This is a genomic window from Lacrimispora amygdalina (assembly GCF_003432035.1).
Classification (GTDB): Bacteria; Bacillota; Clostridia; order Lachnospirales; family Lachnospiraceae; genus Lacrimispora; species Lacrimispora amygdalina.
This window is the reverse complement of record NZ_QOHO01000045.1, coordinates 44,925-59,441: the sequence shown is the minus strand read 5'-3', so window position 1 is coordinate 59,441 and position 14,517 is coordinate 44,925. Positions and strand designations below refer to the sequence as shown.

The window sequence follows — 14,517 nt, the reverse complement described above, 5'->3', positions numbered from 1 at the left end:
AAAAAACATGTTACTATAGTATTAATAAACTATTTCATTTCGGAGGTTACTATGAATTTTGTCGATCTTCACGTTCATTCAAATGCTTCAGACGGCACCTTTTCACCCGCCAAAGTCGTAGAACTGGCAGCACAAAAGGGACTCTCGGCAATTGCGCTTACAGACCACGATACAATAGAAGGCATCCCCGAAGCACAGAAAGCAGCAGAAAATCTGCCTCTGGAAGTCATTCCCGGCATTGAGCTCTCCTGCGTTTATCTGAATGAGGAAATTCACATTTTAGGGCTTTATGTCGATCTGTCTGATAAAAAGTTTCTCGCTGAGACTGACAAGTTAAAAGACATCCGCATAAAAAGGAACCTGGAAATAATAAACCGGTTTCAAAATGCCGGTATTGATATCACGCTCATGGAAGTACAGGCCGGAAATCCTGATACCGTCATTACCCGCGCCCATTTTGCCCGTATCCTCCTGGAAAAAGGTTATGTTACAAGCATGGACCAGGCGTTTAAAAAATATCTAAGCTATCATGGCCCTTACTGCCCCAGGAAAGAAAAAATCACACCGGAACACGCCATGAAACTGCTGGGAGACTGCAACGCTTCACCCGTTCTCGCCCACCCTTACCAGTATCACCTGGGAGACAAAAAAACGGAAGAACTGGTCTCTTATTTAAAACAACTGGGGCTTCACGGTCTGGAGGTATACCACTCCTCCAATAATCAATATGAAAGCGGCAAGCTGAAAAAACTCGCAAAAAAATACCAGCTCTTTCCTACCGGCGGCTCTGACTTTCACGGGACTAACAAGCCCGACATTGATTTGGGTACAGGAAGAGGCGGTCTTCGTGTCTCAGCCCTGCTTCTTGATGATATCAAAAGAATACGGCAGGAGAAGGGGCTGTAACCTCATCCTGCCCATATCATATATTATCCGATTTTTCCTTCATCCATATAACGGGCAAGATCTATGGCAAAGTACGTAATTAGGATGTCTGCCCCTGCACGAAAGATGCTCACTGCTGACTCACACACTGTTTTTTCTTCATCCATATAACCGGCTTTGGCAGCAGCCTTGATCATGGAATACTCTCCGCTTACACTGTAAGCTGCCACAGGCACATCTGTACGGTCTGCTACCTCACGAATGATATCCAGATAGGAAAGTGCCGGTTTCACCATTACGATATCCGCACCTTCGGCCACGTCAAGCTCCACTTCCTTTAACGCTTCCTTCCTGTTATGGTAATCCATCTGATAACTCCTGCGGTCCCCGAAGGCAGGTGCCGACCCGGCGGCCTCCCTGAAAGGTCCGTAAAAAGCAGAAGCATATTTTGCAGAATAAGCCATAATCGGAACATTGACAAACCCGGCTTCATCAAGAGCCCGCCTTATGGAGCTGACCCTTCCATCCATCATATCAGACGGAGCCACCATATGAGCACCCGCTTTTGCATGAGAGACTGCAATGCGGTTTAAGTATTCCAGAGTCTGGTCATTATCCACATACTTTCCATCTAAAATCCCACAATGTCCGTGAGATGTATATTCGCACATACACACGTCAGTTATGATATAAACAGAGGGATAGAATTCCCTGATGTATCGGATGGTGCGCTGCACAATCCCATTATCATCAAATGCCTGGCTGCCGCAGCTGTCCTTTAAAGCCGGTATTCCAAACACAATCACCTTGTTAATTCCAGCAGACATAAGCTGATCGAGAATAACAGAAAGCCGGTCCACACTATACCGGTACTGTCCTTCCATAGAAGGAATCTCTTCTACTATGCCTTCTCCATCCACCGCAAACAGCGGATAAACAAGGGACTGCCTGGATACTCTGGTCTCCCTGACCATCTTTCTTAAGGATTCAGATGTTCTGAGTCTTCTAGGTCTGAATAATAAATCCATTTCCATTACCTCCCTTTTATTCCTGTCCTATTATACACCCTCTCAAATAAGATTCAAGTAATTCTTGCGGCATTGGAAAAGATTGCTTATAATAGCAGATGTACAATACGAACCAGAAATGAGGTACTTTATTATGGAAGAATTCTATCAGGCAATCGAAGAAGCCATACGTAATACCGGATATAACGGGCCGGCGAACGGACAGGAAATCTACGATGAGATCTGTGATGAAATTGAAGACAGGGAACCGGGAGCTTATGTGTTCATGTCTAAAAAAACGGAGGAAATTTTCTTTGAGTACAAGATTCAGATCTTTGAAGATCAGTTTAATTTAAGTGCCATTGACATTCACTCCCCGGATAAGGTTTACCACGCAGACCTTGATTAACCGGAAAAAGGATATCCGAAAGACTGTGTTCATCTTCCGGATATCCTTTTTTCTTACTGTTTCACTGTTTTTCTGCGTTTTAAGCGTTCTTTCGCCCAAATTCTTTTATTCACGGTTTCTCTTAAAACAGCATAGAAGACGGAGCAAAGCGGGATAAAAATCAGCATCCCCACAATTCCCATGGCACTGCCGCCTATGGTTACCGCTACCAGAACCCAGATAGCAGGAAGACCAACCGAATTCCCCACCACATGAGGATAGATTAAATTACCTTCAATCTGCTGCAGAACGAAAAAGATGATGAGAAACAGGGCAGCATCAAAGGGTTTTACCATCAGCATTAAAAAGGCTCCGATTGCACAGCCGATGAATGCCCCGAACATTGGAACCAGCGCGGTAAACGCGATCAGCACTCCAATGAGAAGTGCATACGGAAGACGCAATATGGATAAAGTGATAAAGAACATACTTCCAAGTATAACTGCCTCCACACACTGTCCTGCAAGGAAATTGGAAAAGGTACGGCTGGCGAGACTTAATATTTCCAAAATTCTCTCAGATGCATGGTCAGGAAGAAATGCTTTCATAAGTTTTTTCATCTGCCTGGATAAATTTTCCTTCTGCAAAAGAATATAAACTGCAAACACAAGACCAATTGCAAAGGTGGTTACTCCGCTTATTATGCTTAAAGCTGCAGATATAGTGGAGGATAATACAGTACCGGCGCCAACAGATAAAAATTGCACAATCTTCTCAAGATAAGATTTCCAGTCAATATGGATGTTGTTAATATAATCTGCTATTTCCGGATATTGGAAAAACAGCTTTTCTGCCTCTGCCTTTACTCCGTTCCAAAAAACAGGTAAACTGTACTGCAGGCTTAAGACTGTATCAAATAACTGGGGCATGACTACAAAAATAACCAGAAGTAAAATTCCAATTACAAACAAAAAAGTCAGGCACAGGCTTAAGGGACGGCGAAACTGACTCTCTTTTTTTACCGGCAGAATCCCTTCTATAGCGCGCATTGGAACATTTAAAACAAATGCCATGACACCTCCTAACAAAAAAGGAGTAAGAATCGCAACTGCCCGTACAAGAAGGGCAAATAAACTTCTATAATTAATACCTGCTACTACGGCAACCACAGTAAATACAATCAGCCAGCGTATTTTTTTAATTGTGCTGTCATTTAATTCCATTCAATCCTCCTCTTAAAGCTCTTCTTTAAACACTTTCTGAATTTCCTGAAACGATGTCTGGAAGGTTCCCTGCGCCAACAGGGTGTTACCGCCTCCGCGTCCATTTAATCTTTCATTTAACTGACGGCTGAGTGCCCGCATGTCTGCCGTGCTGCTTCCTGCTGCATATTGATACAGACCTTCTTCCCCGGAACATACCAATACGATGCTGCCCTTTTTTTCTTCGTACAGCATCGTGCAGAACTGTCTTAGCTGCGCCGGCAGAAGATTCTCTTCTAGCACCAGCACAGGGGCGTCAGATTCCGGATATTCTGCTGCCTTTCGCACGAGCAGCTCTCTGGTAAGGCGGTTTCGATCACTGTCCTTCCTGATTCCTTCCTCTTTTAGCTTTGAAACCGCATCGGACACACTGTCCGGCTTTGCCGATAATAATACGGAAATGTTCTGGACAGCCTTTAATTTTTTCCGGTAATCAAGCAGTGCCTCCCTGCCGCACAGCAGTGACACTCTCACCCCGCCTTTATAACGTGCCAGCCCTGTAACTTTTAAGATGCCAATCTCTCCTGCAGTCATTACGTGGGTTCCGCAGCAGGCACATACATCCGCTCCCGGAAATTCGATAATCCGGACCTGTCCGCTTAATTCCTTCTTGCTTCTGTAATCCAGAGCATCCAGTTCTTCTTTTGAAGGATAAGTCTCCAGAACCGGTATATTCTGCCAGATCAGTTCATTGACCTCTGCTTCCACTTCTTCTAACTGTTCCATGGTCAAAGTTCCGTTAAAATCCACCGTCACTTCATCTTTGCCCATATGAAATCCTATATTATCGTAACCGTAATGCTTATGTACCACGCCTGAAAGCAAATGCTCTCCGGAATGATTCTGCATATGGCTGAATCTTCTCTCCCAATCCAGGATTCCAGTTACCAGCGTCTTTTCCGGAATGGGCCTGTCCGTAATATGAACGATCCCCTCCGGACGCTCCCTGACATCGCAGACAAGGGCTTCTCCCAACGTTCCTGTATCCGCAGGCTGCCCTCCTCCCTCAGGGTAAAAGGCTGTCCTGTTTAACCGAACCAGATAGTTTCCATCTTTATCAGGTCTGCACTCAACTACCTCTGCTTCAAATTTCTTCACGTAGGGTCTCTCATAATATAATTTTTCCATCTTTTGCTCCTTTTAATCCTGTTGCTACTAATTATACACAACATTTCTTTAAGTTCAATCATATCAAATCTAAAATTTTTCAGAAAAAATGGAAACAGTGGCAAGCTGACTTTCATACACTTACAGTGTAAACAAATTATTTGGAGGAACCAATATGAGTGATCTGGCAGCAACTAACTGTGGATGCGGATGCGATTGCAACAACGGAGGATGCGGTAACAACGGTTGTAATATTATCTGGATTATCCTTCTTCTGTGCTGCTGCGGCGGTAATGGCTTCGGCGGCGGCGGATGCGGCAACGGTTGTGGCGGTTGCGGAAATGATGGTTGTGGCAGTTGGATTTGGATCATCATTCTTCTGTTCTGCTGCGGCGGCTGGGGCGGCGGATGTGGCGGCAATAACTTCTGCTGCTAAACAAAACATAAAGCAGGACCCGAACCACTTTTGGTTCGGGTCCTGTTTACGTTTACCCCCGGCTCTGTCCCTTCTCCTGCCCCGGTCTCGTAAAAGAAGCCTGATTCATTGTGCCTTCCTGTGTATTTCTGTTTTGTTTCTGTTTCATGCATTCATCATCAATTTCGTAAACTGCATTTCCATCTATGATTAATCGGTTTCTCATATATATCACTCTCCTGTAATACTAATATATGCGGCTGCATATATTGTCAACAAGAAAAGTAAGGATCCCTTTGTAATGAATAATGAACAAAATTTGCATGCAAATGAATTAGACTCCCGTATCGGCGATAATCATCTTGATATGATGAAGGCTGCCCTGCCTTATATGAATGTTCCCCAGCAGCGTTTTATCTCCACCTTTGTCAAATTCAGGGAACTGCAGCGTACCATAAACTTATTTGAGGATGATGAAGTGGCAGCCATGGGAATCTGCTCTGTAGGTGAAAAGGAGCGGTCTGACTCCCCTATCGAAATGTTAAACACCATCAAGCCTTATGCCAATCCTTCCGAGCAGGATTTAATTGATTTATTTATCAACATTTTCCAGGGATTTAACCTGGCAAACGCCTACTCAGAAGTTGTACCCAGTTCTACGATTCCGCTGCAGACACAGGAACAGCCGCAATCCCAGTCACAAAACCAGACTCATTGTGACGGACAAAAACGTCCCAATAATACCCGCCGCCAGAACAATCCGTTTGGAAAGATGCCCTTAGAGCAACTAAAAAACTTCATGCCGCCGGAACAGCAGTCACGCCTGGAAACCATGCAGCTTATGATGTCCGCCATGCAGCAGATGAATTAACGTTTGGCTGTCCCCAACCCGTTTTTTTACATATTCACAGGAAAGGAAGCGTATCAACTTATGAATACCAACTGGAAACAGGACCCACGGTTAAAAAATATGAATCCCCAGAAGCTATCCATGCTGACCGAATTCGCAAAGCGGGCAGAGTCCGCTCCAAAAGACCAGCTGTTCCCGACTCTTATGAGCCTGAGTGCGGAGGCCAGTCAAAAGGGCATCCAGTTCAGCGATGAGGAAACGGATCTTCTTATTTCTATTATCAGCGCCAATATGAATCCAAGTGAACGGCAGCGGGTGGAAACCATTCGCATGCTTTCGAAAAATATGATGAAACGAAATGGAAAGAAATAAAGAACCGGTGCCAGGATCACAAGCCCTGGCACCGGCTTTTTATACAAATATAGTATTTTACTAAAAACTTAGTGCTGCCAGAAAAACTTGAATCAGTAACACTGATAAATAAGAACTTCGAATACGCAGTCTGTATATATATCCAATGGTACAATATATCAGCCACATTTTCAGAACATTAATTGCTATTACTCCATCCTTAACAAATATCAGAATCGCAGCACTGATACAAATGCTTCCAAGCAATATTACCAGCCTAAGTATATCCCCCATCCGGAACAATATATCTTTGAATTTTGTACGACTGGAAAAATACATAATACCATCTGAGCATATTCCTTTACCTTGTATAATATCGTAAATGTCACCTGCAAAATATAACAGAAAAACAATATTCAATGCCAGGTAAAGCACTAAACTCATCTGATTGAAATATAAATTTCCTTTGTCTATCAATAATATTTTCAGCACCAGACTGATTATAGAAAGTATGAGTAATATTAAAATAAGAGCTGCAGATTTTTTCAAGGGAATGCCAAGTAATTTATTTTGTTTTTTTACAATATCTGATTTTGATCCATCAGCTTCACTGGAGGGGATTCCAAATATGATATAATGATTATTCTGGCATAGCATTTCCATTTTTTCAGCTTTCATTTTTTCAATTTCTGCATCTATCTTTTCATCTAAATGTTTGTGATAAATTATGCATGACTCTGGTTTTTTAGTTTTATCATAACAAAATTTTAATATATTGCTGGATTCACCTATTATGCCACAAAGATAATATCCTTCGTTCATCTGCTTTTCTATCAATTCAGACAAAGCGGTATTCTCATAAAACTGATAATTATTATATACTATTTTACATTTGTTTTTCTGTCTCTCAAACACTGGAATCAATCCTCCTTCGCTTTTATTGAATTCTATCACTCAGCATATACCCAATGCGAAGAGTTATCAACCCAAATGCCAAAATTATATACATTGAGTGCCAAAATCAGCATTTACCCCCGAATCAGGCATTGAACCAAAATAAGGACACTACAACTGTACTTCTACAGTCATAGTGTCCTTACCTTAATGCTCATTATTTTTTCTTACTCCAATGCATCATAAACTATTTGCAGACAATATTAATAATCCTTCCAGGAACATAAATTTCCTTCACAATGGTTCCGGTAATCTTATCCGGAATCAGTGCTTTGCCTGCTTCAATTGCATCTTCCTTTGAAACATCCGCCGGAAGTTTTACCACAGCTCTTGTTTTTCCATTCACCTGAACGGCCACTTCGATTTCATCCTCTTTCATGGCCTCTTCACTCCACTCCGGCCATGTAGCATGGAATACAGAGTCTGTGCCGCCAAGCTGCTGCCACAGTTCCTCTCCGATATGAGGAGCAAATGGTGCGAGAAGAATTACAAAGGTTTTTAACGTCTCTTTATCAATGCCGCCGGCTGTTTTGGCAAGCTCGATCAGCTTGTTGTTATATTCCATAAAACCGGAAATAACCGTATTTAAGTTAAACTGGTTGAAACGCTGTTCAATGTCAAATACCAGTTTGTTGCGAAGACGGATCATTTCCTTTGTCGCTGCCACGTCCTGACCGCAGTTATCTGATACCAGATTATAGAAACGGTTTAAGAAACGGCTGACGCCTTCAATTCCTCTGTCATCCCACTCTGCATCTAACTCCGGCGGTCCTACAAAGAGCTCATACATACGGAGAGAATCACATCCATAATCCTGAACAAGCTCGTCGGGAGATACCACATTGCCCTTTGATTTACTCATCTTAATTCCGTTTTTACCGGTAATCATTCCCTGGTTAAACAGTTTGGTAAATGGCTCATCAAAATCCACCACACCGATGTCAGATAAAAACTTGGTGTAGAAACGGGAATACAGAAGATGGAGAACCGCATGCTCCACACCGCCGATATACATATCAACAGGAAGATATTTATCTGCCTTTTCTCTGGATACCAGTTCCTTATCATTGTGGCTGTCTACATAACGGAGGAAATACCAGGAAGATCCCGCCCACTGAGGCATGGTATTTGTCTCTCTCTTTGCAGCTGCTCCGCATACCGGACAGGTGGTGTTTACCCACTCGTCAATATCTGCAAGAGGGGATTCTCCTGTACCAGTGGGCTGGTAGCTTTCCACTTCCGGAAGGGTAAGAGGAAGCTGGTCTTCCGGTACCGGAACATTGCCGCAGTGAGGACAGTGAATGATCGGAATCGGCTCTCCCCAGTAACGCTGTCTGGAAAATACCCAGTCACGAAGCTTGAAGTTCACCGTTTTCTTACCAAGACCTCTTGCTTCGATCATGGCAGGTGCTTCCTTTTTAAGAACTGCTGATTCCATGCCGTTCCATTCGCCGGAATTGATCATGGTTCCGTTTGCCTCTGTATAAGCCTCTGTCATGTTCTCAATTTCTTTGCCGTCTTTTGCAATTACCTGAATGATGGGGATATTGAATTTGGTTGCAAATTCAAAGTCTCTGTCATCATGAGCCGGAACGCACATGATTGCGCCCGTACCGTAGTCACCCAGTACGTAATCGGAAATCCAGATCGGAACCTTTGCACCGCTTAAAGGATTAATAGCATAAGTACCCGTAAATACACCGGTTTTTTCCTTATCCTGCAGACGGTCAACATTGGATTTCATGGAGGCATCATAGATATACTGGTCCACTGCCGCTTTTGTCTCCGGTACTGCAAGAGAAGACGCAAGCGCATGCTCCGGTGCAAGCACCATAAAGGTTGCTCCGTATAACGTATCAGGTCTTGTGGTATAAACCGTTATGGCCTCTTTTCGTCCCTCTACTTTAAAGTCCACTTCTGCACCGTAGGATTTTCCAATCCAGTCCGTCTGCATCTTCTTAACCTTTTCCGGCCAGTCAAGCTTATCTAAATCATTTAAAAGACGGTCTGCATACGCAGTGATTTTTAACATCCACTGTCTTAAGTTCTTCTTTGTTACTGTAGTTCCGCAGCGCTCGCAGCAGCCGTTTACCACTTCCTCATTGGCAAGGCCTGTTTTACAGGAAGGACACCAGTTAATGGGGAATTCCTTTTCATAAGCCAGACCCTTCTTAAACATCTGGACAAAAATCCACTGAGTCCACTTATAGAATGCAGGATCAGTCGTATTGACTTCCATATCCCAGTCATAAACAGCAGCAATCTCATTAATCTGCCTTTTAATATTGCTCACATTCTCAGCTGTGGATTTAGCTGGATGAACACCCATTTTAATTGCATAATTTTCTGCAGGAAGGCCAAATGCATCCCAGCCCATGGGGTGGATCACATAATGGCCCTTTAAAATCTGATAGCGGCTCCATACGTCAGAGATTACATAACCTCTCCAATGTCCTACATGAAGACCGCTGCCGGACGGATAAGGAAACATATCCAGACAATAATATTTAGGTTTTTTTCCATCGTCAACATTGATCGGGTTCTTCGCCCAATTCTCACGCCATTTTTTTTCAATGGCACTGTGGTTATAAGATGATGCCATAACAATATTCCTCCTTTTGTGAAAGGGATTGCCCCTATTTTTTAACATTCACGGGTAAATCAATTCTGACTGCATAAAAAAAAGCGCCTCCAACCGTAATAAAACGGCTATAGAGACGCAGAATCTACCGCGTGGTACCACTCTATTTCATACAAACTGTATGCGCTCAACCGGACAGACTCTCCTGTCCGCCCGCTGTAACGGTCGGGATTCCGGCTATACCTACACAAAAGCCATGGCTTTCTTCAGTATGCTACTCAAAGGCCAGTTCAGCTGTCTTCCCCAACCGGCTCTCACCAGCCGCCGGCTCTCTGAATGATTCAGACTGCTTACTACTCCTAATCACAGTATTTTTGCTAACTGTAAATGTAACATAATCGGCCGAATGTGTCAACCCGATTTTATGAAAACTCTGCGATAACAAAGGAAATGGCAGACAATACAAAAAATAATATCATTCCAGCATTCAAAAATAGTACTTTACCCGTTCCTCTGCCCCATACTGCTTCGTCGCCCTGCCAGAAAATCCAATCTCCCTTCGTGATAAAAAACAACACGATCCCTGCAATCATGGACCCGTACAGAAGCATAGCATAGATGCCTGCAAGCACTAAGTTATTCTGAATATAAATCGCTGCGGCCGATCCCAGAAAGTTAATGATCATATGAAATAAAATGGTATAGCGAAGCCTGCCTGTTCTGGTATAAATGTAACCAAACACAAGACCAATTCCGAACGCGTAGAAGAACTGATAAAAGTTCCCATGGCAGAGTCCGAAAATTACTGCAGATACCAAAATAGCAGCTTTATCTCCATATCTTCGTATCCGGTCAATTAAGAGTCTGCGAAAGAGATATTCTTCACAGACCGGCGCCATAACCACCATAATTGCAATGATAGTTCCTGTATTCAGCCCCTTAAGCACTTCCTCAACCGGATTGATCATGGGCTTTCCTTCCAGAGCACTGATTACGGTCATGAGAAGCCGTCCCAATAAATTTCCGGCTATCAATGCGCTGATGCAGATAAAAAAAGAACAGATTAACAGCTTTTTTTCCGCTCTCCGGCTTACCGGTTTATGGGTAACAGGCATATTCTTTATAATCAAAAATAAAACCAGCCCTCCTGCTGCATAATTTGCCAGAGAAGCAGCAAACAGATACCAGCCCCGTGACAAATTCAAAATTCCTTCCTGATCTAACACATGAACCATAACCTTTAAAATTATCTGTAAAACAATTGATGCACTAAGAAAACCGGTATATCCGATCCCTATTCTTCCAAAAACTTTTCCTGCGGTCCTCGTCTCTTCCACTTAAAACCTTACCTCCTGCTGAACTGATACCAGTTTAACACAGATTCATCAATTACGCAATTCATCCGGCAGCCGCAGCCTGATTCAGAAAATGGCGGATCCATTTATTCTTTGGATCCGCCAGGATTATCACTTCATTTAAACATCCATACGGTCAACCTTGGCTGCCCGTTCCTCTACCTCTTTCTTTTGTACATCTCCCGGAGCCAGTTCATAGCGGCTGAACTCATATTCAAAAGTACCGATACCCCCTGTCATGGAACGAAGGTCTGTGTTATAGCCAAACAGCTCGGATACGGGTATATCAGCCTCAATGACCTGCTTTCCATGGTGATTGGAGTTCATTCCCAGAACCCGTCCTCTTCTCCGGTTTAAATCTCCCATAACATCTCCGGTAAACTTATCCGGCACTGTGACTTTTAAGGATGCGATTGGTTCTAAGAGCACCGGATTGGCGTCCATAAAGCCTTTTTTAAAGGCAAGCGTTGCAGCCATCTTAAAGGCAAGCTCTGAGGAATCCACCGGATGATAGGAGCCATCAGTCAGAGTCGCTTTGATACCCACAACGGGATATGCAGCAAGAGGGCCTTTTAAAACGCACTCCGCAATCCCCTTCTCCACAGCAGGGAAATAATTCTTGGGAACAGCTCCTCCAAAGACACATTCTTCAAATACATAGGGAGTTTCCAAATCCCCGGAAGGCTCAAAGGTCATCTTTACATCACCGAACTGGCCATGACCGCCTGACTGCTTCTTATATCTTCCCTGGACCTCCACTTTTTTACGGATTGTCTCGCGGAAGGCAAACTTAGGCTTGCTTAATTCAATCTCAACTTTATAGCGGTTTAACAGCTTGCTGACCACTACCTCCAGCTGCTGGTCACCGATTGCATACAGAAGAGACTGCCGGTTCTCCGTATCATTCACTGCTTTTAAGGTCCAATCCTCTTCCGTCAGTTTCGCCAGTGCGTTGGAAACCTTATCATCGTCACCCTTTGTCTTCGTTTTATATCTCATATAGGTATACGGGGTGGAAATCTCAGGCTTATGATATACGATGGGTGCGGATCGAAGCGCTATGGTATCACCGGTCTGTGTCACGTTTAATTTAGATACGGCACCGATATCCCCAGCCTTTAATTCCGGCACCTCTATGGCATCCTTTCCTCTCAGCAGATAGAGTTTTCCAATCTTTTCTTCCGTGTCCTTATTTACATTATAGATCGCGGAATCCGATTTCAGTGTTCCCGTACAGATCTTTAACAGGGAATACTTTCCGATAAACGGATCCAAGATTGTCTTAAATACACGGGCTGACAGAGACACATTGTCGTTGTATCTGGCAGTAAACCGTTCTCCGGTGGAAACGTCCACACCAATACATTCATAGCGCTCCGGTGAAGGGAAATACTTGTCAATCGCCTGTAAAACCATCTTGACACCCTGGGCATTAATTCCGGAGCCCAGCATAACCGGAACTATATTGCCCTGTATTACATGTTCCCGCAGTGCAGAAGAAATCTCTTCCAGGGTAAACTCATCTCCTGAGAAATACCGTTCCATGTATTCCTCGCTGATCTCAGCAACTGCCTCCATCAGAGCTTCTCTGGCTATTCCTAAATTCTTCTGGCTGTAATCAGGAATCTCACATTCAACATAATCGCTGTTAACGGTAAAGCGCCGCCCAGCCATTTTCACCACATTCACAAATCCTACGAACTTTTCATTCTCTCTGATAGGAAGGTGGAACGGTGCTATTTTTCTTCCGAACTCTTTTTCCAGCTTTAAAAGCAGCTCACGAAAGCTGGCCTGATCATCATCCATATTGGTTACAAAAAACAGTCTGGGAAGCTTGTACTTTTCGCAAAGCTCCCATGCCTTTAACGTACCAACTTCAATTCCTGCCTTGCAGTTTACTACGATTACAGCAGCATCTGCTACGCTGATTGCCTCTTCAACTTCACCAACAAAATCAAAATAACCGGGAGTATCAAGTAAGTTAATCTTGATCGGTCCATCCTCTCCTTCATATTCCAACGGAATCAGGGAAGTGGAGATGGAGAACTGTCTCTTAATCTCTTCTTTGTCATAATCGCTGATGGTATTGCCATCGGAAATTTTTCCCATTCTGCTGATGGCTCCGGTCACTAACGCCATAGCTTCAGCAAGGGTAGTTTTACCGGCGCCCCCGTGCCCAAGTAAGGCGACGTTACGGATCTGTTTGGTTCCATACACGTTCATAAACATTCCTCCTGTTCGGTATTTAAGTCTATAACAATATTTTACTAAAAATGTCTTATAATTGCAAGCAAAAGGTACAATTTGCACAAATATTTTTCGACATTTTTCTATTTTTAGATAAAAGAAAAGAGGGTTCACCTCTCCCTCTCTCTCATTTTTGCCTAACAATATTATCTTTTTCCCTAAATCCGACTTTTCAGCGCGTAAGACTGCTTTTCTCTGCAGCCTGAAGTGCAGCATCAAGGGCCGTGATACGGGGTATGGCAATTCTCACCTGATGCAGCCCGTTTCGGGCTTTTTCTTCCACCATACCACGGAGAATATCGTTTTTCACCAGAAGACTTCCCCATAACCAGAGGTTAAGTCCGTCCGTTTTCATCTTAGCTGCTGTATCGCGGATCAGCCCCCATAAAGCATCTGCACACTCCCGGTGAATGCCCATGGCTGTCTCATCTCCTGATGCTGCCGCCTGATATGCAAGAAGGGAAAATCTGGCTATCTGGGACTTTTCCATCAGATTGGCATTGATATAGTCATCGATTTTCCCCAATGTATCAAGCCCGGCTGACTTTATAAAAAGCGGCGTGAGAATGGGACTCTTACCCCGTCCGGATAAATCATTTGCAACTGCCTTTAACACCTTCAGTCCCAGATCAAAGCCGCTTCCCTCGTCACTTATAATATGATTAAAACCGCCTGTCCGGTATATGGACCCATTCTGATCTCTGCCAAAGCAGACAGAGCCTGTACCGGATACGATTACAAGAGCCGGCAATTCCGTCAGATAAAGAAATACTTCACAGTCATTCATTACCATCAGCTTATCTGGCAAGAATCCCATCTCTTCAAAAAAGGATCTGCATTCCTGCTCATGAAACGGGGAATCAATCCCACTTGCTGCCACGCAGATTCCCAGACAGCAGCCAGGAGAAAGTTTCAGTTCCTTAAGGGCGGGCATCACCAGTTCGCGGTAACGCAGCCTGCTTTTTTCCGCTCCGTCTGTATTAAGGCTGCAGCCAGGAGCCGTAAATTCGCCCAGTACGTTTCCTGTGGGACCGCAGACCTTTAGTCGTCCGTTGGTTCCCCCCACATCCAGTCCGGCATAATATCCTGTCATATTCAAGTATTCCTCCCAGTTG

The 14,517-nt window shown here is 43.8% G+C and carries 14 protein-coding genes and 1 other annotated feature; of the genes, 5 read left to right on the top strand and 9 right to left on the bottom strand.

Translation table 11 applies throughout. From position 1 onward, the window contains the following. Positions 1–51 precede the first annotated feature (51 nt). Positions 52–906 carry a PHP domain-containing protein gene (locus DS742_RS14835; protein ID WP_117417757.1) on the top strand — a complete coding sequence of 285 codons (855 nt, stop codon included), beginning with the start codon at positions 52–54 and terminating at the stop codon, positions 904–906. A 23-nt stretch (positions 907–929) separates the two neighbouring features. On the opposite strand, the gene hemB is transcribed toward DS742_RS14835, so the two are convergent. Next, positions 930–1,913 carry a porphobilinogen synthase gene (gene hemB / locus DS742_RS14830; protein ID WP_117417756.1) on the bottom strand — a complete coding sequence of 328 codons (984 nt, stop codon included), beginning with the start codon at positions 1,911–1,913 and terminating at the stop codon, positions 930–932. A 133-nt stretch (positions 1,914–2,046) separates the two neighbouring features. On the opposite strand from hemB, the gene DS742_RS14825 reads away from it, so the two are divergent. After that, the gene (locus DS742_RS14825) at positions 2,047–2,301 is read left to right on the top strand and encodes a hypothetical protein (protein WP_117417755.1); all 255 of its coding nucleotides are present in this window, start codon (positions 2,047–2,049) and stop codon (positions 2,299–2,301) included. A 53-nt stretch (positions 2,302–2,354) separates the two neighbouring features. Here DS742_RS14825 and DS742_RS14820 read toward each other — a convergent pair whose 3' ends face one another. Further along, the gene (locus DS742_RS14820; protein ID WP_117417754.1) at positions 2,355–3,503 is read right to left on the bottom strand and encodes an AI-2E family transporter; all 1,149 of its coding nucleotides are present in this window, start codon (positions 3,501–3,503) and stop codon (positions 2,355–2,357) included. Positions 3,504–3,515: 12 nt separating this feature from the next. After that, positions 3,516–4,670, bottom strand: coding sequence for an alanyl-tRNA editing protein (locus tag DS742_RS14815; RefSeq protein ID WP_117417753.1), 1,155 nt, complete (start codon positions 4,668–4,670; stop codon positions 3,516–3,518). Between the two features lie 154 nt (positions 4,671–4,824). Here DS742_RS14815 and DS742_RS14810 point away from each other — a divergent pair, with 154 nt between their 5' ends. After that, positions 4,825–5,085 carry a hypothetical protein gene (locus DS742_RS14810; protein WP_117417752.1) on the top strand — a complete coding sequence of 87 codons (261 nt, stop codon included), beginning with the start codon at positions 4,825–4,827 and terminating at the stop codon, positions 5,083–5,085. A gap of 52 nt (positions 5,086–5,137) precedes the next feature. Here DS742_RS14810 and DS742_RS28885 read toward each other — a convergent pair whose 3' ends face one another. Beyond that, complete coding sequence (locus DS742_RS28885; RefSeq protein WP_170313470.1) at positions 5,138–5,290, bottom strand: hypothetical protein; 153 nt, start codon at positions 5,288–5,290, stop codon at positions 5,138–5,140. A gap of 75 nt (positions 5,291–5,365) precedes the next feature. Here DS742_RS28885 and DS742_RS14805 point away from each other — a divergent pair, with 75 nt between their 5' ends. After that, positions 5,366–5,935 (top strand): hypothetical protein, encoded by a 570-nt coding sequence (locus DS742_RS14805; protein WP_117417751.1) that lies wholly within the window; start codon positions 5,366–5,368, stop codon positions 5,933–5,935. A 60-nt stretch (positions 5,936–5,995) separates the two neighbouring features. Then, a complete protein-coding gene (locus DS742_RS14800; RefSeq protein WP_117417750.1) occupies positions 5,996–6,286 on the top strand; it encodes a hypothetical protein in 291 nt (96 codons plus the stop codon). A gap of 60 nt (positions 6,287–6,346) precedes the next feature. Here the strand turns inward: DS742_RS14800 and DS742_RS14795 are convergent, their stop codons facing one another. The 5 genes from DS742_RS14795 to DS742_RS14775 form a co-directional block, all read right to left on the bottom strand. Next, a complete protein-coding gene (locus tag DS742_RS14795; protein ID WP_117417749.1) occupies positions 6,347–7,180 on the bottom strand; it encodes a hypothetical protein in 834 nt (277 codons plus the stop codon). 226 nt (positions 7,181–7,406) lie between these two features. Then, the gene (gene leuS, locus DS742_RS14790; RefSeq protein WP_117417748.1) at positions 7,407–9,821 is read right to left on the bottom strand and encodes a leucine--tRNA ligase; all 2,415 of its coding nucleotides are present in this window, start codon (positions 9,819–9,821) and stop codon (positions 7,407–7,409) included. 108 nt (positions 9,822–9,929) lie between these two features. Continuing rightward, positions 9,930–10,176, bottom strand: a binding site (T-box leader). A 46-nt stretch (positions 10,177–10,222) separates the two neighbouring features. After that, positions 10,223–11,137, bottom strand: coding sequence for a CPBP family intramembrane glutamic endopeptidase (locus tag DS742_RS14785; protein WP_117417747.1), 915 nt, complete (start codon positions 11,135–11,137; stop codon positions 10,223–10,225). Between the two features lie 138 nt (positions 11,138–11,275). Further along, the gene (locus tag DS742_RS14780) at positions 11,276–13,378 is read right to left on the bottom strand and encodes an elongation factor G (protein ID WP_117417746.1); all 2,103 of its coding nucleotides are present in this window, start codon (positions 13,376–13,378) and stop codon (positions 11,276–11,278) included. Positions 13,379–13,574: 196 nt separating this feature from the next. Further along, entirely contained in the window at positions 13,575–14,495 is a 921-nt protein-coding gene (locus tag DS742_RS14775; RefSeq protein WP_117417745.1) for a BadF/BadG/BcrA/BcrD ATPase family protein, read from the bottom strand. Between the last annotated feature and the right edge of the window lie 22 nt (positions 14,496–14,517).

Coding starts and splice junctions, on each gene's coding strand:
- leuS (WP_117417748.1), bottom strand. CDS start 9,821: ATGGCATCATCTTATAACCACAGTGCCATTGAAAAAAAATGGCGTGAG.
- DS742_RS28885 (WP_170313470.1), bottom strand. CDS start 5,290: ATGAGAAACCGATTAATCATAGATGGAAATGCAGTTTACGAAATTGAT.
- DS742_RS14835 (WP_117417757.1), top strand. CDS start 52: ATGAATTTTGTCGATCTTCACGTTCATTCAAATGCTTCAGACGGCACC.
- DS742_RS14820 (WP_117417754.1), bottom strand. CDS start 3,503: ATGGAATTAAATGACAGCACAATTAAAAAAATACGCTGGCTGATTGTA.
- DS742_RS14815 (WP_117417753.1), bottom strand. CDS start 4,670: ATGGAAAAATTATATTATGAGAGACCCTACGTGAAGAAATTTGAAGCA.
- DS742_RS14810 (WP_117417752.1), top strand. CDS start 4,825: ATGAGTGATCTGGCAGCAACTAACTGTGGATGCGGATGCGATTGCAAC.
- hemB (WP_117417756.1), bottom strand. CDS start 1,913: ATGGATTTATTATTCAGACCTAGAAGACTCAGAACATCTGAATCCTTA.
- DS742_RS14825 (WP_117417755.1), top strand. CDS start 2,047: ATGGAAGAATTCTATCAGGCAATCGAAGAAGCCATACGTAATACCGGA.
- DS742_RS14800 (WP_117417750.1), top strand. CDS start 5,996: ATGAATACCAACTGGAAACAGGACCCACGGTTAAAAAATATGAATCCC.
- DS742_RS14780 (WP_117417746.1), bottom strand. CDS start 13,378: ATGAACGTGTATGGAACCAAACAGATCCGTAACGTCGCCTTACTTGGG.
- DS742_RS14805 (WP_117417751.1), top strand. CDS start 5,366: ATGAATAATGAACAAAATTTGCATGCAAATGAATTAGACTCCCGTATC.
- DS742_RS14775 (WP_117417745.1), bottom strand. CDS start 14,495: ATGACAGGATATTATGCCGGACTGGATGTGGGGGGAACCAACGGACGA.